The following is a 25202-nucleotide window of genomic DNA, read 5'->3' on the forward strand; positions in this document are numbered from 1 at the left end:
GCTTTATTGAGCGTGCGCTCGTTGCGACGGCACTTCTGGACGGTGATCATTTGGAAGGGGCTGAGCGCACCAATCGAGGTGTCGCCGAAGTCCTTAACCTCCACGAAGCTGGGGTTTCACAACTCTTGAGTGTCGTTCGGACGGTCGGCGAGGAACTCATCCAGGCAATTGGTGCGGCTCCCGGGATTGGTCGCCCGAGATGGGAAGAGCTCAAAAAGGCTTTGGGTGCCTACGACGGTGATCGAGACCAACTGCAAGCCGTAGCTCATGCAGCCAAGTCCGAAAGTTCCGGCTCGGTCGATGAGGTTTCTGAGCGTGCGTTTCTCGCAGTTCTGGCAGCTGCGAAGAGAGCAGAGAAGAAAGCAAGCCCGTCTAGAAAGGGTGTGCCTGCTTTGGCGATCCCCGGTGTTGGAGCTGCGACGGTCAAGACCGGCCGCCAAGGCAAGCAGCTCAAACTTGATCTAACTACGGATGAACCTGATTTTATCAGCTGGTTGGAGGGCAACGCCCCAAAGCTGATTACCGAGCTTCATGAGCGCTGGAAGCGTTCAGGAGACTGAGGAAGAGCAACCAACAAGAAGGAGGCACGATACAGGCAAAAAGAAAAAGGCCCCGAGAAGCTAGCTTCACGAGACCTTTGTAAGGTTTCGCACCGGGATCAGCCCGCTACAAAATCTCAGTTTTCGCACTTCTGAATGTAGCGTTCTGGCCCCTACCCCGCAAGCGCAAAGCGATTCGCGGGCCCTAGAATTTTTGTCTTCGTGGACATTTTCATGGAGTACACACCAATCTCGCCGTTTATGCGGCCGATTTCGCACGCCCATTTGCGCGTCATTGAGCGACCCGAGGCATCTGTTCCAGCCAGACCCGTTAACAAGTGGGAACTCCTGCGCGAGCTCTCCAAGGCGCAAGCGGCCTTTGGGGTCTCGGAACGTGATCTGACGGTTTTGCAGGGGCTCCTCAGCTTCTTTCCGGACGATGCGCTTGGCGGGAACGCCGAGATGGTCGTCTTCCCCTCGAACAAGGCGATCTGTGAGCGCCTGAATGGTATGCCCTGCTCCACGATGCGTCGTCACCTCGCGCGTCTTGTCGAGGCTGGCTTGCTCCAGCGGCGCGATAGCCCCAACGGGAAGCGTTACGTCCGCAAGCACGGCGAAGATCGCGTTGCCTTTGGCTTCGATCTTTCCCCGCTCTACTGTCAGTCCGAGGAGATAGCACGGGCCGCAGAGGCCGTACGTGAGGCTGAGGAGCGCGTCAGGCGCCTGAGAGAGGTCGTAAGCCTCATGCGACGCGACCTCGCGGCCCTCGCCGAGTTCGGAGACGAGATACAGCCCGGCCTAGGCTTCTGGGATCAGCTTCGCGACAAGGCTGCACTCACAGCCCGCGCGCTTCGCCGCAAGCTTTCAATTGAGGACCTCGCGGCCTATCGAGCCGACCTTGAAGCTCTCCTTGACCAGGCACGCAACATCATTGATGGCCCTGAAACAGAAGAAATGAACACCAATGATGCCCATTCTGAGCGTCACCATCATAATTCAAATAAAGAATCTATAGATCTTGAACCTGCTTTAGAAAAAAGCGGGGCGGCGGCGGGTGTGCCAGATGTGGACACGGATGAGGCTGTGGCTGACGTCGATGAACAGGACACAAGACATCTGCCAAAGATCCCGCTGCACCTAGTGATCGCGGCATGTCCCTCGCTTAAAACCTTCTACCAAGGTGAGATCCGGCATTGGCATCAGCTCTTCGATGCGGCGTGCCATGTGCGGCCAGCCATGGGAATCAGTGCGTCTGCATGGGAAGAAGCACAGCGGTTCATGGGTCCGGAGCAAGCGTCGATCGTCGTTGCTGCCATGCTGGAACGCTTCGCCGACATAAGATCGCCTGGTGGATACTTGCGAGCTCTGACTGCCAAAGCTGCGGCAGGCGAGTTTTCCTGTGGCCCAATGGTCATGGCATTGATTGGCCGGCGGAACGCGGCTTAACAGCTGTTAAACTCCGATCTCGTGCGGCTGGCATGGCATAACTTAACAGCTGTTAAGTAGGCTCTCGGCACACAAACGGTGTTCGAGAGAGAAAAGTTAGGGGGTTGAGGTGTGGCGGTATTTGAGATCGTGAAAGTGGCTTTCGCCTTCGTCCCGGCGAAGCTCTGATGACGAGGGCATCCCGATCATCATGGTAAAACCTCAGCTGGTGACCATCGCTGCTAGTAGCGCAAAGGCGGCTAGCGAAGAACATACAGAGCGTTGCGCTGCAGCCAACCTAGCAGTTGCGCGCCTCCGCGGCCCCTGCCCTTTTCGATGTCTGAGATCTGATGATGAATACCCTCAACAATTGGCTCTACGCTATCCGGCGCCTGCTGACGGCGATTTGGGTCCTGGCCTCGGATATTCGCTTGGCCTTCATCGGTGCTAATGCCTGAGAGGTAGGTTGTGGATGTCTATTGCATGATATCGTGGCTACGGGCCGTAGCGCACAAGGAGCAGACGATCGATGGTTGCCAAAACCGTTTGACCAAGGGCTCGATCCTCGAATTCCCGCGCGCGGGGAAGGGGGAGCCGGTAACTTCTCAGTCACTTCGATAATGGCGACATGGCCAACGAGGCAATCGGTTCCTCAAGCGCAGCAGCTGGTTGCCAGCGGTCCCGCGTTCCGCTGATTTGGTCGTAGTGGACGACGAGGACATCGCAGAACAGCGGTTGCAACTCAATCTCTTGATTTCATGACACCCGAACTCTTCAAAAGAGTGCATTGATGTTGGCTGCGGAATGATCTGATCCGTCAGATGGAGGAAAATGATTTAATAACAATAGGTTATTGCGTTTTTTGGTATTCGCGATGATAAATCATGCCCATAACAGCCTTCATCGACATGATTTCCCTTTCCAGGGTGCCGATCCGCTACATCGACGGGAAGCCAAAGCATCAGCACGCTTTACGAAGAAGTTGGCAGTTGCGGGCCGATTGAGCGGTCTGGGCTATCTCGTGAAGAAGGAACCGCCACAGGTCTAGCCGATGGGCCCTGTGGAAGTTCTGATCCCGTCGTACCAGTACAGTTCGGTGGCGGTTGGGTGTTTCATGGGTTTGGTCCACGAAAAGTGAAAGTGTTCTTCGGGTTTTGTGACTGACGGATGAGGGTCTTTGGGGTCCCTCAGATGGGTCCGGGCCGGATTCCGGTCTGTCTTTCCTGATGAAGGGCATTCCGATGCAAACAGGTGTCTTGCGCGTGTTGCGCGCGACCGCTGCCTCCTGGTGGCGGCATAGAGAACTGCGCCGAACTGGCCAGACGGGGCTGGCGAAGCGGCTCGAAAGCGAGACCGTCATGCGTGATCTCGGCCATCTGAAGCAGGCGGCGTTATTGCCAAACGCGCATGTGATCTGCGGGGAGGGTGGGACGTTCCTTCATCTCGGCTGGACCACAGTGTCGACTTTCGCGCCGATCGAACGCTTTCCCTTGGCCGCTCTTGCGGTCGCACGAGGGACCCCGTTCATCGATATCCGACCCGTCACCGATGTCATCGCATTCGCGAACTTGCCGCGGGTGGCGCGGGACAGATCTGTCGACCCTGACCATTCAGGTGCCGGCCAGTCTGTCTCGCTGACCACCTACATCGACATGGTCGAAGCCCTCGGTGCCAGGATCGCCAACGATCCGCGGCCCTGTCGGTCAATCTGATCCCCAATCTTCTCACCACCACACGAAAGGACGCCCGCCATGGCCCGATCCCGCACGCCCAAATTCGATGCCTCCGAGGTCATCACGAACGAAATCATCCGCATCATCGAGCGCGGCGTCCTGCCGTGGCGCAAGCCCTGGACCGCAGGTGGCAGTTCTCGCCCCCTGCGCGTGGGCGGGGAACCCTACCAGGGGGTCAACAACTTCCAGCTGACCATGCGCACCGTCATGGCGGGCCATAGCTCGCCCTTCTGGATGACGCTGCCGCAGGCCAATGCGTTGGACGCGAAGGTGCGCAAGGGCGAGAAGTCCTCTGTCGTAGTCTACTACCGTCAAAGCCGGAAAGACGCCGGCGGCGAGGACGACCGCAGCGACGGCGATGATCACTCCGAGGAAGCCCGTATCTTCCGCTTCCAGAAATCCTACCGCGTGTTCAATGCCTGCCAGATCGAGGGCTTACCCGACAGCTTCTTCCCAGACCCGGAGCCGGTGCCCGAGCACCCGCCGTCCGAACCCATCCCGCACATGCAGGCGTTTTTCGACGCCATCGACATCACGACCGTCTTTACCGGCACGGAAGCCTACTACCTGCCACCCGTGGACAAGGTCTACATGCCGTCGATCACCCGGTTCCACGATCCGCGCAATTTCTACGGGGTCTGGGCGCATGAGCTGGCCCATGCCACGAAAGCCCCCCATCGACTGAACCGCGATTTCGGGTTCTCGAAGTTCGGCAACACTTCCTACGCGCGCGAGGAGATCGTCGCGGAACTGACCTCCGTGTTTCTGGGTCAGACGCTCGGCTTCACGGCCCATACGCTCGAGATGAATGCCGCCTATCTCCACAACTGGTTGCGCGTTCTTCGGTCGGACAAGGGTGCGATCTTCAAGCACGCCGCGGATGCGCAGCGCGCCTGTGACTATCTGATCGCACAATCTGAGGCGGGTAGGGCAGGGCGCAGTGCCGAGGCCGCCTGACCACACGGAGAACGGAGACTCGCATGTCACGCAAGGAACCCAAGACGCTGCGGGTGGCCTGCTTCGAAGACGGCCGCCGCAAGATCATCACCTTCAAGCGCGGTGCCTATTGGTGGAGCCAGTCCGAGGGCGCCTATCCGTTCTCGGCAGCGCTCGAGAGCATCAAAGAACAAGGCGGCTGGGTCGAAACCATCCCCAACCCGAACTACAGAGCCAGAGGGCTGTTCGGGTAGGGCACCTTCTGCTTCGGTCCTTCCGCCAAGCGGAAAAGAAAAAGCTGGCTTTGGGAAGGGTGTTTCAACTTCTCAAAGGAGATCCCTATGTCCATGATCGTTCAACCCCAGCCAGACCGTCCAAATCCGACCGTGATCGCGGCGCAGAACGACGCGTTCCGCAAGCTTGCCTGCCTCGGGGTACCACCCGCGCAGCCCATCGAGGGCCGGATGCACGTCACCCGTTCGCTCATGGAGGCCGGCGACGGCTTCATGGCCGAGGCGGTGAAGGCCGCCGGCGAGTTTGCCACGTTCGAGCCCGAGAATGATCCAGAAGGCTGGCACGATTTCGGGGCAGTCGAGATCCGGGGCGAGACCGTGTTCTGGAAAATCGATCTCTACGAGGCGGATTCGGATTTCCGCTATGGTGCCGAGGCCCCGGACAATCCCGCCACCACCGTGCGCGTGCTGACCATAATGCTGGCGCGCGACTGGTAGGGCAGGGGTTAGCCTCAATACCCACACAACCGACACGGAAGGCCCGCTGCCCCTCAAAGGGAGAGTGGGCCTTTTGTCGTGGTGATCCCTGAAGCCGGGGATTGATCACGCCCGCGCGCGCGGGCCACAGCTCACCCATCTGGAAGGATATCCCATGACCACAAGCTTTGCCCCCCTCACCGTCGCCATTGGCGATCTTGTCGCCCACCCCGCCAATGTGCGCAGCAACGCACCGGAAACCTATGACCCCGAGAACATCGCGCATCTCAAGGCCAGCATCGCTGTACTGGGCCTCCTGCAACCACTCCTCGTCCAGAAGCTCGACGGCAAATACGCCGTGCTGGCGGGCGGGCGTCGTCACGCCGCGCTGAAGGAGCTGATCGCCGACAAGGCCACCAAGGGGTTCACGGCGAAAACCAAGGTCGACTGCCGCCTTGTCCCTGAGGACTGCGACGTCACCACGGCTCTGTCGCTCGCCGAGAACATCACGCAAGCGCCGATGAATGCCATCGACGAATTCGAGGCCTTCGCGCGGATGATGGAGGTCGACGGCCAGACGCCCGAAACGATCGCCAAGACCTTCGGAACGACGGTTGCCGCCGTGAAACGCCGGTTGCGCTATGGCCTGATCCACCCCGACATCCGCGCGGCTGCCCGGGCCAAGACGATCACGCTCGATACGATGAAGGCTTTTGCCGAGCATCCGAGCCAGGAGGTGCAACGCGAAGTCTATGAGGCGCTCACCAAGGAGGACAGCTACCTGCAGGCCTACACGGTGCGGCAGGCGCTCAAGTCGCGTGGTGTGCAGGTCAGTGACGATATCGGGGCATTCGTGCGTGAGGTCTATGAGGCGCGCGGCGGGGCCATTGCGGCTGACCTTCTGGAAGAGCATTCCGTGCTCGAGGATGCGGCGCTGGTCGAAACCATCCTGCTCGAGAAGCTCGGTGCCGCCGCTGAGCAAGCCCGCGCAAAACTGGGCTTTGCCTGGGCCGATGCGATGGTGCGCTATGATTACGCGACCATGGCCGACTATGGCCGCGTCTATCCCGGCCCGATCGAGCCGGATGAGGCTGCCCAGAAGCGCATCGATGAGATTACCGCCGAGCTTGAGAAATTGCAGCTCGAGATGGAGGATGAGGGGCTCGAAGACGATGCCTACAATGCCCTTTACGAGCGCGTGGACGCTCTGGAAGACGAAGCCCGCGATCTGCAGGAAGCCTACAGCGCCGAGGATCTCGCCCGTGCAGGCGTGATTGCGTCTTGGTCGAACGGGCAGATCACGCTCCATGTGGGCCTCGTCCGTCCGGAGGACATCGTGAAAGAAGAGGGCGCGCGCGGCTCCTCGGCCAACCCAACTGGGGAGGAGGCCCCGGACGCGGGCGAAATCACCTACCCGGCCTCGCTGGCTGAGGACCTCAAGACCGAGCGGGCTATGGCCCTTGGCGCCGCAATGGCGCTGCACCCCGCGGCCACGCTCGATCTGACGCTCTTCAAGCTGGTCAGTGACGTTCTGGGCACCGGCATGAGCGTCACGCAGGCGATCAAGGTCGATGCCCGCAAGGAATACCGCAGCCACGCCAGGATGGACGAGATCGACGCAACCTCGCTCGAGCAGGTGGCGGCGGCGCATGATGCGCTCGATTTGTCCTGGCTCGATGACGCCCGGTCCCCTGCCGATCAGTTCGCGGCGTTTCGCGCGCTGGAGGCAGGTGAGAAGGCCAAGCTCGTCGCCTATGCCACCGCCAGCACGACGCAGTCCTGTTTCGCGCGGGACCGCCAGCGCGACAGCCTGATGCATGACTTCGAGATCGAGATCATGCCCGATATCCGCGCCCATTGGACGCCGAACGCGGCGCTGTTCAATCGCTTCAAGAAGGCCTGGCTCCTGAAGATCCTCGGCGAGGAACTGGGTCTGGCCCAGGAGGCGGTGACGCTGGCCTCATCGAGCAAGAAGGAAATCGTCGCCTTCTGCGACAAGCTCTTTGCAGAGCCCTTCGCCACGCTGACGGATGCGCAGCGCGCTGCCGTGGCCGCCTGGTGCCCGCCGATGATGCAGACCGCAGGTGTCGCCTGCGATGATGCAGAGCCCAATGCGGAAACCCTCGAGCCTGACAGCGAGGTCGCGCAGGCGGCCTGAGTCCTCACGCGACCCGCGCAAGCCCTCTCGCCCGCGCGGGTCTATCTTCTCATACCCAACGGAAAGACATCCCCATGGCTATTCTCAAGTTCTCCGCCTCCGCCGTGGCGGCGCAGATCGCTCATGCGCGCGCCTGCAAAACCTTCCTGCCCAACTGGAACGGGCCCGTGGACAGGCCGGCCCTGATCCTCATCGTCGGCAATGGTGTGCATCTGCGCTCAAACGGCATCGATGGTACGACCACCCGTATCGTCACGACCGAGCAGGCCGATCCCTCCTTCTCCTTCGCCGAGGGCATGAACCCGTTTTGGGACAGCGACTGGATGGCGCAGCGCCGCATGGCGTTCCGTGATATGACCGGCCAGTTCTACACCGACATCTTGGATGACGTGCAGGTGCTCATCGATCGGGGGCAGGGGGCGATCCGGCTCGCCACCGATGGCCACAGCATCCGCGTCTTCGTGCGCCGAGCGTCGGACTATCTCATCGGCGGGACCTACGAGGTGCCCTCGGGCCTCGGCGGCACGTTCCGGGTCATCCTCAAGGATGCCTGCGATACCTTCGCGATCGTGCAGAACTGCGGCAATTGCGAGGATTTCGACGCCATGCAGCCCTATCGCGTGCCGCTCGACGCGTTGATGGAACTCGATGATCGGAGGGCGGCGTAACGCGCCCTTTCTCAAACATGCATCGCCAATACCCTGCCGGGCCGGCGGCCCTCTCGGGGCATTGGCGACAACAATTTCCCCAATGAGAGAAAGGTCTCTGAGATGGGTTGGCTTTTCTACACCGACGGCCGCGTCAAATCCTACGCGGATGAGAAAGCGGAGATCACACGGCTCTGCACTTTCGAGAGCGACATCCGAAAGACCGAGTTGATCAAGGCCTGCAAGGTTGGCTCAACCTGGTACGCGGCGGCAAGGGTCACCAATCTCGACGGCACCCCTGTCGAAGACGCGACCTATGCCACCGAAGCGGATGGCTCGATCACCTTCGGCGCAGTCTTCCTCACCGCCTACGACAATGGCTGTTGGGGTTACAAGGACATGGAGGAAAGCGCTGGCCCGAACGCGTCGCGCGCGCCCCTTGCGCTGATCGAGCTTCTCTCCGACCTGAAAGACCCGGACAGCTACGCCCAGGACTGGCGCCAGCGCTGCCGGGACTGGGCGTCGATCCCGGACTACGAGGAAGGCGACAAGATCAAGCTCGCAGCGCCTGTGACGCTCACCGATGGTAGCACCTGCCAGATTGTCACCGCGACCCACTACAGGCGCGGGCGTCAAAAGCGCCGCTGCTACCGCATCGAGGAAACCGGCGGCCTCGTGCGCCTGTCGAAAGCCTCGCTTGCCGGCTCGGAGCTGCTCAGCTCTGCAAAGGGCGAGGCCAGTCCTGTGCTGGCGGAGTATCTCACGGGGCGGGACGCTTAGGGGCGCACTGCGAGGAGTGCGCGTACCGTCTCGATTTCTAGCACCCAGTTGCTGGTCGTTTCGTTGCGCCATCTTATGCAGCGGATGATCCGATCAAAATCATCCTGAAGGGCGCGCGGAAAAACAGGCTCATGGTGTGCGATTCTGTTGCGGAGCCTCCTCACGGCTTCAATGTCAGACCTTAATTCAGATCGGCGCTGGTTGGCAGCGACACCACGAGGCGCGTCCGGAAACACTGCGTAGAAATGATCGTCCCACAGTCTGCCTTGGTGCCTGTTTGTCAGCATCTTCTCCCAAAACACGAACTTTAGTTCGGCGACTACCTTTCCGGCAGTGGGTTGCTGTGCTGCGCAGCCTTCGAGGTCTCGTTTGGGGCTGTATGCCGGACCGCGCGGGTTCGGCAACGAACGGATGAAGCCTTGTGTCCAAGGCCATGTTCCTCCGTGGACAGCTTCGATTGCTTCCACGATCGCGTTTCGCAGCGCAACTTCCAAAACATGGAGTGGAACCATGAACGCGGCTGATACTTGAAGATTCCAGTGGTATAGGTGGAGAGCCCGCGTCCTATCATTGCCGGTTTCGCGCAGATAGGTCGCAAACCTAGGTGCGGATAAGACGTTCGGAAGGTGGTGTTCTTCATCAGCCGTGAACGGTGGATACATTGACAGTAAAGACTTTCGGTGCCATATAGAGCATGAGCTTTGAGACTGCGGGCACTATGCCTCCCCTCATTGCACAAAGAAAGCAAAAGCCCGTCGCATTGCGGCGGGTTTTTCAGTTTTCTAAACCAACTCCGACAAACCGTTTGATTGGCCGGTCGGCGATTGGATGCCTCTTGGTCTGACCTCATCACCCCGAAAAGTGAAAGCGGGCTTTTTGTCCTTTGGAACTCAGACCCTGATCCAAAGGAAAATCCCCATGACCAAGCCCAAAACGGCGAACCCGACTTTTTCAATCTCCGACGCTGATCTCGCCTCTGCGCTGGCGCAAATCGGCGCGGAGATCGACTACCAACCCCTGCGCAGTTCAGCGCTCGCGCGCATCATGCGCGAGACGTTTCATGGCAGCGATGCCAGCGGCGCGTGGGACTGGCGCATGGCCTACGATCTGATGCAGGCGGCGGCTGTGCAGGCGCTGCTACGTGGCGACAACAGTGAGGATGATTACTCCGCCGCAAAACTCCTTGCGTCACGTCTCCTGACGGAAACGCGCCGGTCAGAGCAACAGATCCGGCTGCAGCAGTTTTCCACGCCGTTGCCTTTCGCGGCAATGGCCGTGCGGGCGGCAGCCATTCGCAAGGGCGAGACCGTTCTTGAGCCCTCGGCTGGCACCGGCGCCTTGGCCGCTTTCGCCGCCCGGGCCGGTGCCACGCTTTTGCTCAATGAAATAGACCCCTTTCGCCAGAGCCTATTGCGCGCGGTCTTTGGCGGCGATGTGACGGGCCATGACGGTGAGCATATTGACGATCTGCTGCAGACGCCGATTCTGCCCGACGTCGTGGTGATGAATCCGCCCTTCGCTTCCTCGGTCGATCGCTCGCGAGACAAGCACATCGCCGCCAAGCATCTCATTGCGGCAGCGAAGCGTCTCGCGCCCGGTGGGCGGCTGGTGGCGATCATGCCGCCAGGATTCACGCCCGAACGCGATACCGCGCATTGGTTCCGCGCCTGCGGTCTCCTGACGCCGCGCTTGGCGCTGACGATGCCGGGGCCGGTCTACCGCAAGCTCGGAACCTCTGTGGAAACCCAGCTGATAGTCTTCGACAAGGTGCAGGAGGACGGCGAGATGATCCGCGTCCCTGTGCGGGACTTGGATGAAGCCTTTCCTTTTGTCGACGCCGTGGCCGCGACCCGGCTCGAGATACGCCCCGGCCAATGGGCTGAAGCAATCCCTCATGCTCGAGCAACCGTTCCATCATCTGCCCCGCGCAAGACCGTCGCTGCGCCTGTCGCCGCCTCCAAACCTCGGGCCAATGCCGTCCGCCCGCTCAGCTTCACGAGCCTTGAGACCCCGCGCGACAACAAGCCTATCTCGGACATTTATGCGCGCTACCGTCCGCAACGAATCGAGATCGCGGGCGCACAGGAACATCCCACGCCGTTGGTCGAGAGCATCGCCATGGCCTCTGTCGCGCCACCCGTGCCTTCGGGTGGCGCCAGTTCGGAATTGCGCCTGCCAGCACGATTGATCGAGGAGGGACATCTCTCCGAGGCGCAGCTCGAGACCATCATCATGGCGCATGATGCCCATGGGCGTGATCTGCCCGGTCGGTTCACCATCGATGACGACCAGACCAAGCTAATGCGCGCCGATGATGACACCGTGGCGCGGGCCTATCGTCTTGGCTATTTCCTCGGGGACGGCACCGGCTGCGGCAAGGGCCGCGAATGCGCGGGGCTCATTCTCGTGAACTGGCTGGCCGGGCGTCGGAAGGCGATCTGGGTCTCCAAATCCGCCACGCTGATCGAGGATGCGATCCGTGACTGGACAGATCTTGGCGGCTCGCCTGCAGATATCCAGCCGCTCTCGAAATGGAAACCGGACCAGCCGATCCCGATGGGTGACGGCATCCTGTTTGCTACCTACGCCACGCTGCGCTCCGCGGGCAAATGCGGCACCACGCGGCTGAGCCAGATCCTCGACTGGATGGGCGAAGATTTCGACGGCGTCCTCGCTTTTGATGAGGCCCACGCCATGCAGAACGCGGCAGGGTCCGAGCAGGGCAGGGGGGTCAAACCCTCCCAGCAGGGCCTCGCAGGCCTCCGGCTGCAACTCGCGTCACCCCGCGCCCGCGTCTTCTACATCTCGGCCACGGGCGCCACGAGCGTCCACAACCTCGCCTATGCCGCACGACTGGGGCTCTGGGGGCAGGGCCCCGAATACCCCTTCCCGAGCCGCGAAGGTTTCGTCTCGGCCATGGAGGCGGGCGGTGTCGCCGCCATGGAGGTGGTCGCACGCGATCTCAAGACGCTCGGTCTCTACACGGCCCGTGCTCTCAGCTTCGATGGCGTGGAATATGATGTGCTCGAACACGCGCTGACCCCGGCTCAGATCGAGATCTACGACGCCTATGCAGGTGCGTTTCGGACGATCCACCACAATCTCGAGGCGGCACTGACCGCGACTGGCGTCAATGACGCCTCGGGGGAGACCAATGCCTCGGCCGCACGGGCTTCGGCCAAGTCCCGCTTCGAGAGCACGAAGCAGCGCTTCTTCAACCATCTCCTGATGGGCATGAAGGCCCCGACCATCATCCGCGCCATCGAGGACGATCTGGCGGCGGGCCACGCTTGCGTCATCCAGGTGGTCTCGACGGGTGAGAGCCTGCTGAAACGTCGGCTTGAGACGATGGACGCGGGAGACGAGCTCGTCGAGGGGGCCTTGACGCCGCGCGATTACGTTCTGGGCTACCTCGAACAGGCCTTCCCGATTCATGCGCAAAAGCTGGTCGAGATCGACTGCAATATGGTGGCGGAACCCTTGCGGGATGAGACCGGCGCACTGGTTGTCTCGCGCGAGGCGCTCGCTCTGCGCGATGCGGCCATGATGGAGTTGATGACACTGGCGCCGATCCCCTCGGCGCTCGACCAGATCCTCTGGGCCTTCGGCGATGAAGCCGTGGCCGAAGTCACCGGGCGCTCCATCCGCCCTTTGAAGGCCGAGGATGGTCATCTCTTCATCGAAAAGCGCGCCGCCAGCAGCAATTCCTCCGAGACCCAAGCCTTCATGGACGGCGAAAAGGATATCCTGATCTTCTCCGATGCAGGCGGCACGGGCCGCTCCTATCACGCGGCGCAAACGGCCAAGAACCAGAAGCGGCGGCGGCATTATCTGCTGGAGCCCGGCTGGCGCGCCGATGCGGCCATCCAGGGACTGGGCCGCACGCATCGCTCGGCCCAGGTCAGCGCGCCCTTCTTTCGGGTCTGCACATCCGATGTGCATGGCGAGAAGCGCTTCACCTCGACGATCGCCAAACGCCTCGACCAGCTGGGGGCGCTCACCAAGGGCCAGCGCGAGACCGGCTCGCAGGGCATGTTCCGCGAGGAGGACAATCTCGAAAGCCCGATCGCGCGGGCGGCTTTGCGAGGATATTTCGCCGATCTCGCCGCCGGGCGCGCCGAGGCGATGAGCTACGAGAGCTTCACCGATTGGACAGCCCTGCGGCTGATCGACAAGGACGGTGTGCTGCTCGAAGAGCTTCCCCCGATCCAGCGGTTTCTGAATCGGGTGCTTGCCCTTCCCATCCACATGCAGAACGCACTCTTTGCGGAGTTCATGGCGAGAATATCCGATCAGACTGAGCGGGCGCGCGCGGCGGGCACGCTCGATCTCGGTGTGGAAACCCTGCGTGGCGAAAGGATCGAGCAGGTCTCCACAGAGGATCTCTGGACCTGCCCGAAATCCGGTGCCGTGACACGGATCATTGGACTTGAGGTTACCGACCCTGTCCACGTGCTGTCGGCGGATGACGCCCTGTCGCGCAACCCCGACAAGCTGCCGATGGTCAATCGCGCCTCCGGTCGCGCGGCGCTGATCTCGGCGCGGCCGACGCAGATGTATGACGAGGACGTCGTCACGCTGATGCGCAAGGCGGTGCGGCCAAACGGGTCGAGCTACTTGGAGGAGGCGCGGTTCGGGTCTTCTGCCTGGGAAGAGATCAGCAAGCCTGAGTTTGCGCGGCTTTGGGATGCCGAGGCTGCGTCCCTGCCAAAAACCACCACGACCAAGCTCTACCTGCTGACCGGGCTTCTGCTACCGATCTGGAAGGACATCCCGACCACCAATGAGCGCATCTATCGGGTCACGCCGGATGGGGCGACCGCCATGATCGGGCGCACGCTGAGCGAAGAAGGGGCGGCCGCGCTGCGCTCCCGCTTCCTCGTCTCCAACCCGCAAACACCGCAGGAGATGATGACCGTCGCTCTTGGCACTACAGCGCATGTCGATATTGGCCGGGGTCTGACCCTGACCCGTCGCCGTGTCGCAGGCGAGATGCGCCTCGAGCTTGGCGGTCACGACAGGGGCATGATCGAAAGCCTCAAAGCGCTTGGCTGTTTCACCGAGATCATCGCCTTCCAGTTGCGGGTGTTCCTCCCGCATGGGGACGGGGTCGATACATTGGGCATTCTGGCACGGATCGTGGGGCAGGGAACCAGCAAGGCGGCAGACCAAGCCGCCTGAAAAGCCAAAGCGGGCTTTGGGTCGGGCGTCGCGGATCGGGGTTTGGCCGGTCTGCGCTTTCCGGGCGCGCGCTAACCAATGCGACGCCTGGCCCCCCAACTTCTGACAAGAGGACAGACCCATGACCAATCCCCAGATCGACTATGCCGCAATGGCGGCTCAGTGGCGCGCCGAGCGCGAAACCACCTTGAAGGCGTCCCGAGCGGAACTGATCGCGCAATTGCGCGCGCTTGGCATCAACGAGGTCACCGCCGAATACGAAGGCTATGGCGACTCTGGCAATGTCGAGGACGTGAATGTGCAGCCTGCGGAGGTCAAACTGCCGGAAGCGCTTGTCACCGCCGTGGGCGATTTCGCCTGGTCACTCGCCTATCACCATCACCCAGGGTTCGAGAACAACGAGGGCGGCTACGGCACGCTGACCTGGGACTTGCGCAACGACAGCATCACGCTCGATCATGCGGACCGCTACGTTGAATGCTCGCACAGCTATGACGAAGGACTGTGAGATGGCCCATCCGCTTCATCATGCTGAAAGCTCCGCCCGGAAATTCGGCGGGGTGCCGTCCGACTATCAGTCCATACATAACTGATGGTGTGGATGCCTCTCCCGCCGGGATCGTACTGTCGCGAGGCAGAAAAAGCGAAATCCGCAGTATTGGAGAAACAAAATGAATGAAGTCAGCATTATCGGCGTTGATTTGGCAAAGAGCGTTTTTCAGGTTCATGGAGCTGGACCCGATGGAACAGCCCACTTCCGCAAGAAACTCACTCGGATTCAGTTCTTGCCATTCCTATCACAACAGCCGAATTGCATCGTTGCCATGGAGGCCTGCGCGACCGCGCACGGTTGGGCTCGTGCGATTTCCGAGCTCGGGCACGAAGCGAAGCTTATCCCACCCCAATATGTCAAGCCGTTCGTCAAACGGCAGAAGAACGATATGGCAGATGCCGAGGCGATCGCGGAGGCCGCGAGCCGGCCGACCATGCGCTTCGTCGAGATTAAGTCCGAAGACAGTCAAGCTCGCGCGATGATCTTTCGAACCCGACAAATGCTGGTCCATCAGAGGACACAGTCCTTGAACGCGCTACGCAGCCATCTAGCGGAATACGGCGTTATCGCGCCAAAGAGCAGGTTCAGGACAGACCAACTTGCGCGTCTGGTCGAAGACAAAGACGCCACCCTTCCAGACTTGGTGCGGGCCACAGGTATTATGTACCTCGAGCACATTGAGGCCCTGACAAGTCGAATATCCGAGCTGAACGATCAGATCAAAGAGGTGGTGCGCTCGTCGAAGACCGCGAAGAGGCTGCAGTCAATGCCCGGCGTGGGTCTTCAGACTTCGATAGCAATCGAGGCATTCGCGCCCGATATGAGGTGTTTCAAATGTGGGCGGGACTTCGCGGCTTGGCTCGGCTTGGTGCCGAAGCAGCATTCGTCGGGCGGCAAGGAACGGCTCGGCAAGGTCTCGAAGCACGGCCAACAAGACATACGAACCAATCTGATTAGTGGTGCGATGTCCGTCATCGTGGCGATAACTCGCTTCGGAAAGCAACCCACTGAATGGCTCGCGCGCATGCTGGAACGAAAGCCGAAAAAGTTGGTCGCAATTGCACTGGCGAACAAGATGGCCCGAGCGATCTGGGCAATGATGATGAAGGGAGAAGACTATCGAAATCCGGTGGCAACGGCGTGAACCAGAAATCACGCCATTGACGCCTGATCCGTCGGGCGTGTGAGGAGCTACTCAACTATGCATGGGAATTGATCGGTCAGATCCGGATTGGGAAAACCAGTGTCGAACCAGGAACTCAGAGTCCGAATGACTGATTTGGACCCGATCCGCGCATCTCCATACCGGCCCGCGGTCGTTGAAAGTGCCGCAACAATGAGGCCTTATACATGACCGCAGCCGATCACACGCCATGAAGTTGGAAAACCAACTTGCACGAAACGAGGCATCCATACATGGTTCGATGCCTCGAAAGAGCACCTCGCGCTCTTCACGCACCGGGCCTTGCGTCACCATGCCCAAGGCCTGTTCGAGGCCGAACGTGTCTTCGGCCTGTCTTTGACAAATAGCGCAGGTCGGGACATCCCCGTGCGCTGGATCGGCGAGCAGCATGTCCGCGAAGATTGCCAGGGCCGTATCCCGAGCATGGCGGACTGGCTGCGGCGGATCCAGCCCGAGCCATGGATGGCCAATGGCCACATCGACCGGCATTCCGGCGATGAGCCCTGCGGCGACCCAAGGGCCGCCTGGGCATCTGAAGTCGCCGCCGGTAGAACGGTTCTTGGTTTGAAGGATTGGATGGCTGCGCGCGCGACACAAGCCACGCAAGGTGCCTGACAGCCTCGACCGTTTGCCAAACAAATGCTGCAGTGAAGCCCGGTTTGACGACCGGGCTTCCTGCGTAGTTTCCCCACCATTCTTCGTAAGGAGGTTCGCATGACACTCGATGACATCAAGGCGGCCGTCGATGCCGGCCAGACTGTGCACTGGGCCAATACCGGCTACGTTGTCCACAAGGACTGGCTCGGTCAGTACCTGATTAGCTTTCTGCCGAACGGCAGCTGCATCGGTCTGACCGACCGGGAAGGGCAATGGTTGAATGGCAAAGAGGCGGAGTTCTTCATCGCGCAATCGAAGGACGCTGCGGAAAATCCGGGCCGCCAATCAAGATCAGACGGGCAGGAGAGGGGCGCAGCACCCGGGGGCGCGGCGGCACACCTACTCAGACGGCATCGCGAAGCCGGGGGCGGGGCATAAAGGGAAAGCAAGCTTTCTGATTTGTGATCCCTCAAGGGGTCGAGAAAGCAATCCCGGATGCGCTGGCAAGGACGTCAGGCACCGGCCAATCCAAAAGGAACCATCCCATGTTCGCAGGAAACCTCACCCGCAATGCCGAAACCGCAGCCGCCGAGTACACCGGCATGATCCACTCGTCACGCTTTGACATCGCCATCCAGCTTGAGGCACGGGCCAAGATGTCCGCGCGCAGTCCGGATTACGACGTGACGGCCGTCAACAAATCGGGCCGCAAGGTCCGCATCGGCACGGCCTGGAACGAGACGGGCAATACCAGCGGAAACCCCTATATCTCGATGCAGATCGATGTGGGCCTCGGCCCGTTCCGGGTCAACGCGGTGCAGACGAAAGAGGCGCGCGCGGCCCAGAGCGGCGAATTCGAGATCATCCCGTTGGTCTCGAACGGTCTGATGAAATCCGGCTCGATCTCGGGCGAGCTCACCGCCATGGACGCCGACAACGCCTTCACCGGCTACATCGCCAACATGATGTTCGATCTGGAGTTCATGCTGATCGAAAACAGCTACAAGACCGAGGAGACCCACCCCGACTACCGGATCGAGGTCAGCTCGCCCCGGGGCACACCGATCCGCGTCGGCTCGGCCTGGATGGCCAAGAGCAGCCGCACGGGCAATGACTACCTGTCGCTTCTGATCAACACGCCCGATGGCGACCTGCGCGTGAACGCCGTGCAGAACGAAGAGCAGCGCGGTGGCCAGACTTTCTCGATCATTCCGTTCATCGACAGCGGTGATCAAGCGCAAGACGCGGGCGCGGGGCTGTCGCTGGTTGCCTGATCAGCGCGCGGGGTGAGACGATCTGAACCGAAAGGGGAGCCGTGGGATCACGGTTCCCCTTTTTCCATGTCTGGCTGCACGAAGCACGCATCTGCTTGCGATCTGCTGAATATGATATACGATAATATATTATTGAATGGTCGAGGGTGGGCACATGGTGGCGAGACTGGGAAAAGCTCCGTGGTTCGAGAACTTTGATGTAGACGCCGAGGTTGAAGAGCTTCTTGCTCATATCCAGCGTTGCACCGGAATTGCACTGCCTGAACGACAGCGTGATGTCATCATGACCCATGCAAGGGCAAAGCTCGACAGGACAAGGCAGGCATATCTGGAGGCCAAGGCGGCGGGAAAGCCGGTGTCCACATCGCGCCGCGCCTATCTGACCGACCTGCAGGACACGATCTTCATGGCGATCCCGGAAGAGAACCTCGCGCGGATGCTTCTGAGCGAGCAGGTTGTGAACGATCCATCATTTTACGCGGACGCCATGCACCGTGCCGCTGCGATCAGCGAGGATGAGCTATTCATGGCGCTGTCCTCTTCGCTGAAAGACATGACAGTCCAAGACGCCCGCGCGTTCGTCTCCAAACTTTGGCACGGCACGATTGACGACAATGCCCGCAAATATGCCGAAGCGTTGAAGCGCCCCGAGCGTGAAATCATGCCGCTGCGGCCTGGGAACACCGTGTAAGATCGGAGCCATTCTCTTGGCTTGAGCACTACCGAGGTTGGCCGCCGCGACCCCCTTTCCCGGAGGTGGCACCCTGTGCAGCGCGCGAAAGCCGTTGAAGGCGCTGTGGGGACGACTACTGTCGCCAACATGATGAAACGGGATCACATGCGCGTCTTCTTCCGGCGAACCGCGGCGCTTGCCGCCTTTGTCGCGCTGCTCTGGGCGGTTCAGGTTGTCAATTGGATCACCGGTTACGGCCTGAACCCGGCCTTCGGCCTGATCCCCAGGCATGGCAGCGGGTTGGATGGTGTCATCGCTATGCCCCTCCTGCATGGGAGCTTCTCGCACCTGATGGCCAACACGCCGCCGCTCCTGGTGATGGGTGGACTGCTGGTGGCAACAACCACGCGAGCCTTGCTGTCCGTGAACGCCGTGGTGATCGGCCTTGGGGGCGGTCTCGTGTGGTTGTTCGGCGGCTCGGCGATCCATATCGGTGCGTCGGGGCTGATCTTCGGCTGGTTTGGCTTCCTCATCGCGCGCGGTCTTGTGGATCGCTCCCCGATCACGCTGGGCGCGGCACTGGTGGTCGGTGTCCTCTATGGCTCTATTATCTGGGGCGTTCTTCCGGGCCAACCCGGCGTGTCGTGGGAGGCACATCTCTTCGGCGCCATCGCGGGCGCGGGCGCTGCGTTCCTAATCCGAACGCATGTACATGCGCCGCGCCTCGGCGGCGTCGATCTGAACTGAAGCCGTACGCCAGACGTGGTCGGCCCCGAACTGCCGTTTATCCTTCAATCTGATTGCCGCATTTGCAGCCCGCAAAGCGGACGTTGCCGACGGGGGCTAACCTCAATCAATCCTCGAAAAAGCGCCCGTCAATAGCCTTGGAGAACCGCAAGAACGCAGTCACGCTGTCGAAGACAAAACGAGCTTCCTCCATCTGTACGAGGTCAGGATTGTCATGCGCAAACGACTGATCGTTGCGGATTGGATTCAGCGCCTCGAAGACGCTGATGGAGCTTTTGACAATGCGCTCAGAGATGGGATTAAGGTTCTTCTCTTCGCGGAGGATTTTAACGTATTTTGCGACCCGCGCATGAAGGGCATCGTCCTTCCCGCAATCTTCGCCACCATGCTTGCGGACAAAGGAGGCAAAACGCTTCATGCAGTAGGTATGAAGGCGGTCAAGCGCCGCTTGGGGTTTGTTTGCATCCAGGTCACGGCGGATTGAAGCAACCAATTCTTCCAATGTCTCGTTCGGCTCGAAAGTCTCAATGGCAGAGGCATCAATTGCATCCGTACGCCCCTCGATCCGTGCGACAGTAGAAAAATACGATTCTTTAAGTTTGTCTTCATTCCGCGCATCTTGTGCAAACTCTATCGCCTCCCGATACTCCCAGAGTTCGCGCAGGATTTTTGCCACTAACGTGGGCTGAGCACGTTCGACAAACGCACGCAATCTTTTCGCTTTCGATGTTCCTCGCCCGCCAAAGAGCTGCGACTGATCTTCCGGATCGATGGCAATGGTCTCATAGAAGAAGTCGTTGAAAGTGCGATCGCTGAAATCTAGAACATATCCGCCTTCCATCCCCAATGCTTGCTCGAGCGCTTCGCGTTCATGCCGCGGTATCAACTTTTCATATGTATTTCGGCCTATCATGCTTTGCAGACACCTAAGTGGGATAAGACAATCGAGAGCGGCCACCAGTAGTCGCCCGTTTTTACAGTGCGATTGAACGACTATTGCGCTGCCGATAGTGTGCCCTTCGACTTCCGGTCAAAGTTTGAGCGTCCCTCCAGCATGCTGACGAACGCCTCATTGCGGTTGCTGGCTCGGTCAATCAGCCTATCAAACGCCAGAACTTCAATAATGAGATTCAGCTCTCGGTAGTAACGATAGGCCATCTGCCCACCGAAATTGGTGCGGATGAAGTCTTCCGTTTTCAAATAGCGCTCAAGCTTATCGTTCCAATCCGCCAAGATGTATCCGCGCACCATAGATGTAGCATCAATAGAGATTTCGCGACCGCCTGAAGTGATGACCTTGCCCCGCTCACGGATGTCCAAGACTTGGTTCTTCAACTGGTCTACTGGGTTCTTGGTGTCGGCCTCTTTGGTGCTATCATAGTCCTTTTTCTGGGGACGCTTCATTTCTACAATCATAAGCTCATCGTCATTGTTTATGAGCAAATCGTGCGCAAACTCGCCCTTGCGCCTCGCATTACCTTCCGGTGTTCGATCACTTGAAATGTAGCGTGCATAGGCCAAGTCATCGTCAATCAGCCAAAGATTGTGAGACGCATAGTCGATTTGCTCACTGTCTCTGTATCGTGGATAAATCAGTTTGTGCACCTTATCTTCGGTCGCCAACCCATCATCATCTTTGTTAAGCAACTGGCGAAATACTTGGATCACATTGTTCCGATATGCAACGTAGACCGCCAACGCTTCTTTGGCATCTTCCGGTATCTTGTCTCGTACGAGCCGCACAAGATCTTCGACACTTGTTTCTTCACTCAGTTTGGTGAAATCGAATTTCTGTCGGAAGCGTTCGACGAACAAATCTTGTGCCAATTGTTCGCGGGTTTCCGTGATGCCACGTTTCTTGACAAACTCTTCGCTGGTCTTTCCTCCCAAGCCGCGCCTTAGAAGCGGATCAATCGCAATCAGGTGGTCAACGTGTTCCTTCATCTTTAGACGCCGATCGGACGTATACGTCTGCTCAAGGTCCAAGATGTGGGCTTTAGCCATTGCAATCAGGTGGTCCTTAATCGACTTCTTGGTTTTGTTGTGGTGAATCTTAGCGTGCAGGTTTGTGATCCGATCACGCGACTGAGAAGACTTAAAGAAATCGCTGGAAACAGCTACTAAGTAGTAATACCGGAATTCTTCTTCACCTTTCATTTCGGTGAATGGATTCGAATTCAGGCCAGACGAAATGTTTTCAAGATCACTTGCCGCACGGTTGTTCGCATAGAAATACAATCGGTGCTTCTTGGCATGCTCTTCACCAACTTTGAAATAGTCAAAAGTGATTTCAACAGTCTCAGTTCCGATGACTACTTCCTCTTTGCGACTACCACCGACCGCCAGAGACTCGTGGAAATACTTGTAAAGGTTGAACGTTGCTCCCTGGATGGTCAGAACGAAGTGCTTCGGCACTTTTTTCTGAATGAACTCGATAAGGAAGTGATCCAATACCGCAGAGACAATATCTTCTGCGGTGTGATTGTGCTTCCGGTCTTTGCCTTCCAAAACGAAATAGTCTTCAAAATCCGCCTTTGGCGAGCGCATGGATACCGTTACCCCGCAGTCGTGCGGGTGCGCCCCGGCACCGTCTGTCTCTTTTACCACAATTAGATTGTCATCGTTCGAGAACGGATCGTAACGATAACAACCCTTCGTCAGCATCCCGTCGGGTTTCTTTTGCCCTGATGAATAGAAGACTTGGCTGTAGACCTTGAATGCCATGAAGCGTCCAAAGCCCTTGCCGCCACGCTCATACTTGTTTCCCGTAAGGGGCGTCAGGAACGCCGATAGGTTTGCTTCATCGAAACCACTGCCGTTGTCTTTAATCGTGACTTCGCGCGCTTGATCGTCAAAGGTGACGTCCAAGCGGCCTTTATCTTCTAAATCGTTTTCCCACCTGTTTTCTATTGAGTGAAAGGCATTGGAAATTGCCTCATACGTGGGGAATAGGAAGCCTTGCAGTCCATCCGGTAATGTGGCGCGCTTAACTTCGGCAGTTAAATCAATCGTCTTATGCTTCAAATGGAGCACCTTTCATGTATTTGGTCGTGCGTCAGTGAAGAGCTTGGCCCGGTCCACCCCTTGATACCACGAGGTTTGGGCCGGACCAATGTCCGTTCCCCATTCCTATGAATGTTGATTTGTCCTCTCGATGAAAGTCCGCTCCCCGACCATCACCTCGAATGCCTGGACAAGCAATCCCTATAGTCGGCAGCGTAATTCCTGCACATCAATCGTGGCCAGAGCCTTCCGGCCTCCCCTGCTCGGCTTCGCGTGTCGCAGGTGAGAACGGCCCTTCGGTCCGTCGCGCATTCGGCCATGCGGCCTCACCGCGGCGTCGCACCCGGCATCCCGGTTTGCCCGCCTCACGAGCACGTCCCTCCCCGGCCGCTCCGCCGGATTGCGCTCTGGTCTGTTTTGCGGGGCAAAACGATCCCGCCGCTCCATCCGTCTCCCGCGTCCGGTCGGGCCGTTTGCCTGCTCGGGTCGGGCAAACCTACCGTCAAAACACACACACATGAGCGTGGAAGCATATCCTCCGGATGGCCCCCAAATCAGCCCGCGTCAAGGATCGCAAAACTTTTCGGCGAGGGCAGAGCCCGTGGCGCGGGGCGGTCCCGTGCGTGAGGGTGCGCGTGTGTCGGGTGCTGCGCTCGGAAAACTTTTGCGCCCGGCAAGCCGGCGGCTGCGCCGTCCCTGACCCGGGCAGATTCGGAAACCAGGCATTCGGCCATGCCCCCACACTCACGTGGTGGCCTTGGAACCGAACACTGGAGACCAGACATGGCTTACGACACCGCAAACACCTACGAGACCATCGAGCTTTTCGGACTGACCGAGAAGGACGCGCAGCTGCCGATCCCCGAGGATCACATCCTAACCGACCGCATCATTCGCGAGAGCTTCGAGGCATTGCTCGGGCAGCTGCGGGGGACCGGGCTTGAAGCAGAGATCGAACCGCTGGCCCATGGGCTCGCGACGATCCTGCAGCGCCGGAAGGTGGCGCTCGGCAAGGAGGTCGACCGCACCGCCGACAAGATCGGCGCGCTGGCAAAATCCCACGACGGATCGGAGATCGCCGAGACCGCGCTCGAAGAGGCGCAGGCGCGCTTTGTGCAGCTGCGCGAGATCGTCGGCGCCATCGAGGTGATGAGCGAGGCAGCGGCGGAATGCTACGAGATCGAGACGGGCCACGCCTTCATCCCGGCAGCCGGGTCGCGCGCAAGCGTCCGGGCGCAAGAGACCGGGGCGGTCTTCGAGGCGCGGCAGCTCCTGGAGCAGCACGACCGTGAGACCGCCGAGAAGTCGAAAGTCGAGGGGGTTCCCCTGATCGTCTCAGGCGCCACCGACTGGACCGATGTCGATGTGATCTTCAACACGCTCGACAAGGTTCGCGAACGGATCAAACAGAACCGCAACCAGGAGATCTTCCTCTGCCACAAGGGTGGCAAGCACGGGGCGGAGATGATTGCGGCCCGGTGGGCCCGGGCACGCGGGATCGCGCAGGCGCGCTTCGATCCGCGCTGGTCCGCGCACGGGCGGGCGGCACCGTTCAAGTGCAACGACGAAATGCTGGACGACAAGTTCGCGGCGACGGGGGTTGTCCTCTTCGGCGGCAATGGGGTTGCGCTAAACCTCGGGCAGAAGGCGGAAGCGAAAGGTCTGACGGTCATGCGGGTTGCGGACCCGGCGAGGAAGGCGTCGCAGGATTGAAGAGAGAGGGTCGCCTTCGGGCGGCCCTTTCGTCGTTTCTCAGGGTTGTGTAGGTGCCCTCAGTTCCTTTTGCCTAGCAATTTTATGTTTTGATAGGTATATGTGTGCCAAGCAAAACTTGGAAATGATAGGCATGATTTCTCTCAGCAGTATCGCAATGAGCGCCTACACCGATCTGGTACGGCTCCTGAAGGATGACGCCTTGTCCGGTGTCGAAGGCAAGCCAACGCTCAAAGAGCGCGGCGACAAGGCCTATTGGTACGCCGCGCGACGCGTCGGAACGGAGATGCGGTTCATCTATATCGGCGAGGACAGTGACGAGACGCGCGCGCGCATCGACCGGATCGAAGAGCTGCGCGCAACGGCCAAGGATCGGCAGGCGGAACGGTCGCGGCTTGTTCGGCTCTTGCGCGCCGAAGGCATGACGCCCATCGACCGGGCGACCGGTTCCATCCTGTCGGCCATGGCCGCAGCCGGGACCTTCCGTTTGGGTGGCACCATCGTCGGAACCAATGCATTTCGCCTCTATGAAGGCGAGCTTGGTATCCGTCTGCCAATTGGCGGTATGGCCAATACTGGCGACATCGACATCGCGCAGTTCGAGAAGCTCAGCGTTGCGTTGCAAGATCAGGTCGACCCGGGTCTTGCCGAGACGTTCTCAGCGCTCAAATTCGATCCTCTGCCAGCTCTTGACCAAGGTCGGACATGGCGATGGGCCCAGGGTGGCAGCGGCCAACTGGTCGAGTTCCTGACACCGGCGTTCGGGGATGAGACCATCCGTGATCTGCCAGCATTGGGCGTGAACGCCCAAGGATTGAACTATCTCAACTTCCTGATCGCTGAGCCGATCCACGCGGCGGCGATCTATAGATCCGGCGTTCTGGTGCAGGTGCCCCGCCCGGAGCGTTATGCAGTCCACAAACTGATCATTGCCGACCGGCGCCGCGATGGGGCAGGGAGCCTGAAATCCGCGAAGGACCGCGAGCAGGCGGCTTTCCTTATCGAAGCGATGGCCGAGGACCGGCCCGATGATCTGGCTCGGGCCTATGCCACCGCAATGGAGGTTGGGCCGCGCTGGCGGGAACACATCGGCAACTCGCTGAAGCGAATGCCTGATACCAGGGGGATGCTCGACAGCTTGGGCGCGTGATGGCCATAACCGGGTCGCCTTCGGGCGGTCCTTTCGTCAAATCTCATGGCGCGTGCGATCGGTCACACTTGATCTGCATCTCACGGCGTCCAGCACCGTCATCCCTCTACCCAGCCCGTCAGAGTTCGGCCCATCCGCATCGGTACGGGCTGGGGATGGTGCGCACCTAGCACATCGTCAGCAGCGCAAGACGCGAGGGG

The 25202-nt window shown here is 59.9% G+C and carries 21 protein-coding genes and 1 pseudogene; 20 read left to right on the forward strand and 2 right to left on the reverse strand.

Going from position 1 to position 25202, the window contains the following annotated elements:
- The 18 genes and pseudogenes from OB2597_RS21605 to OB2597_RS20730 form a co-directional block, all read left to right on the forward strand.
- Window positions 1-560, forward strand: a 560-nt coding sequence (locus OB2597_RS21605) for a hypothetical protein (protein ID WP_084658972.1), incomplete at its 5' end; no start/stop codon positions are given.
- Window positions 561-773: 213 nt separating this feature from the next.
- A complete protein-coding gene (repC, locus tag OB2597_RS20655; protein ID WP_040610024.1) occupies window positions 774-1985 on the forward strand; it encodes a plasmid replication protein RepC in 1212 nt (403 codons plus the stop codon).
- Window positions 1986-3190: 1205 nt separating this feature from the next.
- Window positions 3191-3676, forward strand: a complete 486-nt coding sequence (locus tag OB2597_RS20660; RefSeq protein WP_040610017.1) for a hypothetical protein — start codon at window positions 3191-3193, stop codon at window positions 3674-3676.
- A gap of 39 nt (window positions 3677-3715) precedes the next feature.
- The gene (locus tag OB2597_RS20665) at window positions 3716-4654 is read left to right on the forward strand and encodes an ArdC family protein (RefSeq protein WP_009807542.1); all 939 of its coding nucleotides are present in this window, start codon (window positions 3716-3718) and stop codon (window positions 4652-4654) included.
- 23 nt (window positions 4655-4677) lie between these two features.
- Window positions 4678-4887, forward strand: coding sequence for a DUF6330 family protein (locus OB2597_RS20670; protein ID WP_009807541.1), 210 nt, complete (start codon window positions 4678-4680; stop codon window positions 4885-4887).
- 87 nt (window positions 4888-4974) lie between these two features.
- Window positions 4975-5364, forward strand: a complete 390-nt coding sequence (locus tag OB2597_RS20675; RefSeq protein ID WP_009807540.1) for a DUF3768 domain-containing protein — start codon at window positions 4975-4977, stop codon at window positions 5362-5364.
- A 154-nt stretch (window positions 5365-5518) separates the two neighbouring features.
- Window positions 5519-7501: a ParB/RepB/Spo0J family partition protein gene (locus OB2597_RS20680; RefSeq protein WP_009807539.1), complete on the forward strand. Its 1983-nt coding sequence runs from the start codon at window positions 5519-5521 to the stop codon at window positions 7499-7501.
- A 74-nt stretch (window positions 7502-7575) separates the two neighbouring features.
- Entirely contained in the window at window positions 7576-8169 is a 594-nt protein-coding gene (locus OB2597_RS20685; RefSeq protein ID WP_009807538.1) for a hypothetical protein, read from the forward strand.
- A 102-nt stretch (window positions 8170-8271) separates the two neighbouring features.
- Window positions 8272-8928 (forward strand): DUF6927 domain-containing protein, encoded by a 657-nt coding sequence (locus OB2597_RS20690; RefSeq protein WP_009807537.1) that lies wholly within the window; start codon window positions 8272-8274, stop codon window positions 8926-8928.
- Window positions 8929-9846: 918 nt separating this feature from the next.
- Window positions 9847-14109 carry a strawberry notch family protein gene (locus OB2597_RS20695; RefSeq protein ID WP_009807535.1) on the forward strand — a complete coding sequence of 1421 codons (4263 nt, stop codon included), beginning with the start codon at window positions 9847-9849 and terminating at the stop codon, window positions 14107-14109.
- Between the two features lie 121 nt (window positions 14110-14230).
- A complete protein-coding gene (locus OB2597_RS20700; protein ID WP_009807534.1) occupies window positions 14231-14617 on the forward strand; it encodes a DUF6878 family protein in 387 nt (128 codons plus the stop codon).
- A 1-nt stretch (window position 14618) separates the two neighbouring features.
- Complete coding sequence (locus OB2597_RS22780) at window positions 14619-14702, forward strand: DUF6915 family protein (RefSeq protein ID WP_407636181.1); 84 nt, start codon at window positions 14619-14621, stop codon at window positions 14700-14702.
- Between the two features lie 78 nt (window positions 14703-14780).
- On the forward strand, window positions 14781-15806 hold the full coding sequence (locus OB2597_RS20705; protein ID WP_009803669.1) for an IS110 family RNA-guided transposase: 1026 nt from the start codon (window positions 14781-14783) through the stop codon (window positions 15804-15806).
- A gap of 258 nt (window positions 15807-16064) precedes the next feature.
- Window positions 16065-16460, forward strand: a pseudogene (locus OB2597_RS22020) (DUF6915 family protein); the annotation flags it as partial.
- Between the two features lie 99 nt (window positions 16461-16559).
- A complete protein-coding gene (locus OB2597_RS20715; RefSeq protein ID WP_009807532.1) occupies window positions 16560-16880 on the forward strand; it encodes a hypothetical protein in 321 nt (106 codons plus the stop codon).
- 107 nt (window positions 16881-16987) lie between these two features.
- Entirely contained in the window at window positions 16988-17716 is a 729-nt protein-coding gene (locus OB2597_RS20720; protein ID WP_009807531.1) for a DUF736 family protein, read from the forward strand.
- Between the two features lie 154 nt (window positions 17717-17870).
- Complete coding sequence (locus OB2597_RS20725; RefSeq protein ID WP_238529770.1) at window positions 17871-18407, forward strand: hypothetical protein; 537 nt, start codon at window positions 17871-17873, stop codon at window positions 18405-18407.
- Window positions 18408-18554: 147 nt separating this feature from the next.
- Entirely contained in the window at window positions 18555-19136 is a 582-nt protein-coding gene (locus OB2597_RS20730) for a rhomboid family intramembrane serine protease (RefSeq protein WP_040610019.1), read from the forward strand.
- 106 nt (window positions 19137-19242) lie between these two features.
- On the opposite strand, the gene OB2597_RS20735 is transcribed toward OB2597_RS20730, so the two are convergent.
- Together OB2597_RS20735 and OB2597_RS20740 are read right to left on the reverse strand one after the other, a co-directional pair.
- The gene (locus OB2597_RS20735) at window positions 19243-20049 is read right to left on the reverse strand and encodes an abortive infection family protein (RefSeq protein ID WP_050759305.1); all 807 of its coding nucleotides are present in this window, start codon (window positions 20047-20049) and stop codon (window positions 19243-19245) included.
- A gap of 80 nt (window positions 20050-20129) precedes the next feature.
- Complete coding sequence (locus OB2597_RS20740) at window positions 20130-22160, reverse strand: ATP-binding protein (RefSeq protein WP_148234837.1); 2031 nt, start codon at window positions 22158-22160, stop codon at window positions 20130-20132.
- A 762-nt stretch (window positions 22161-22922) separates the two neighbouring features.
- Here OB2597_RS20740 and OB2597_RS20745 point away from each other — a divergent pair.
- A complete protein-coding gene (locus tag OB2597_RS20745) occupies window positions 22923-23852 on the forward strand; it encodes a DUF2493 domain-containing protein (protein ID WP_009807526.1) in 930 nt (309 codons plus the stop codon).
- 157 nt (window positions 23853-24009) lie between these two features.
- Complete coding sequence (locus OB2597_RS20750) at window positions 24010-25002, forward strand: nucleotidyltransferase family protein (RefSeq protein ID WP_269843301.1); 993 nt, start codon at window positions 24010-24012, stop codon at window positions 25000-25002.
- Window positions 25003-25202 lie beyond the last annotated feature (200 nt).

The sequence above is a fragment of the Pseudooceanicola batsensis HTCC2597 genome, assembly GCF_000152725.1.
Taxonomy (GTDB): domain Bacteria; phylum Pseudomonadota; class Alphaproteobacteria; order Rhodobacterales; family Rhodobacteraceae; genus Pseudooceanicola; species Pseudooceanicola batsensis.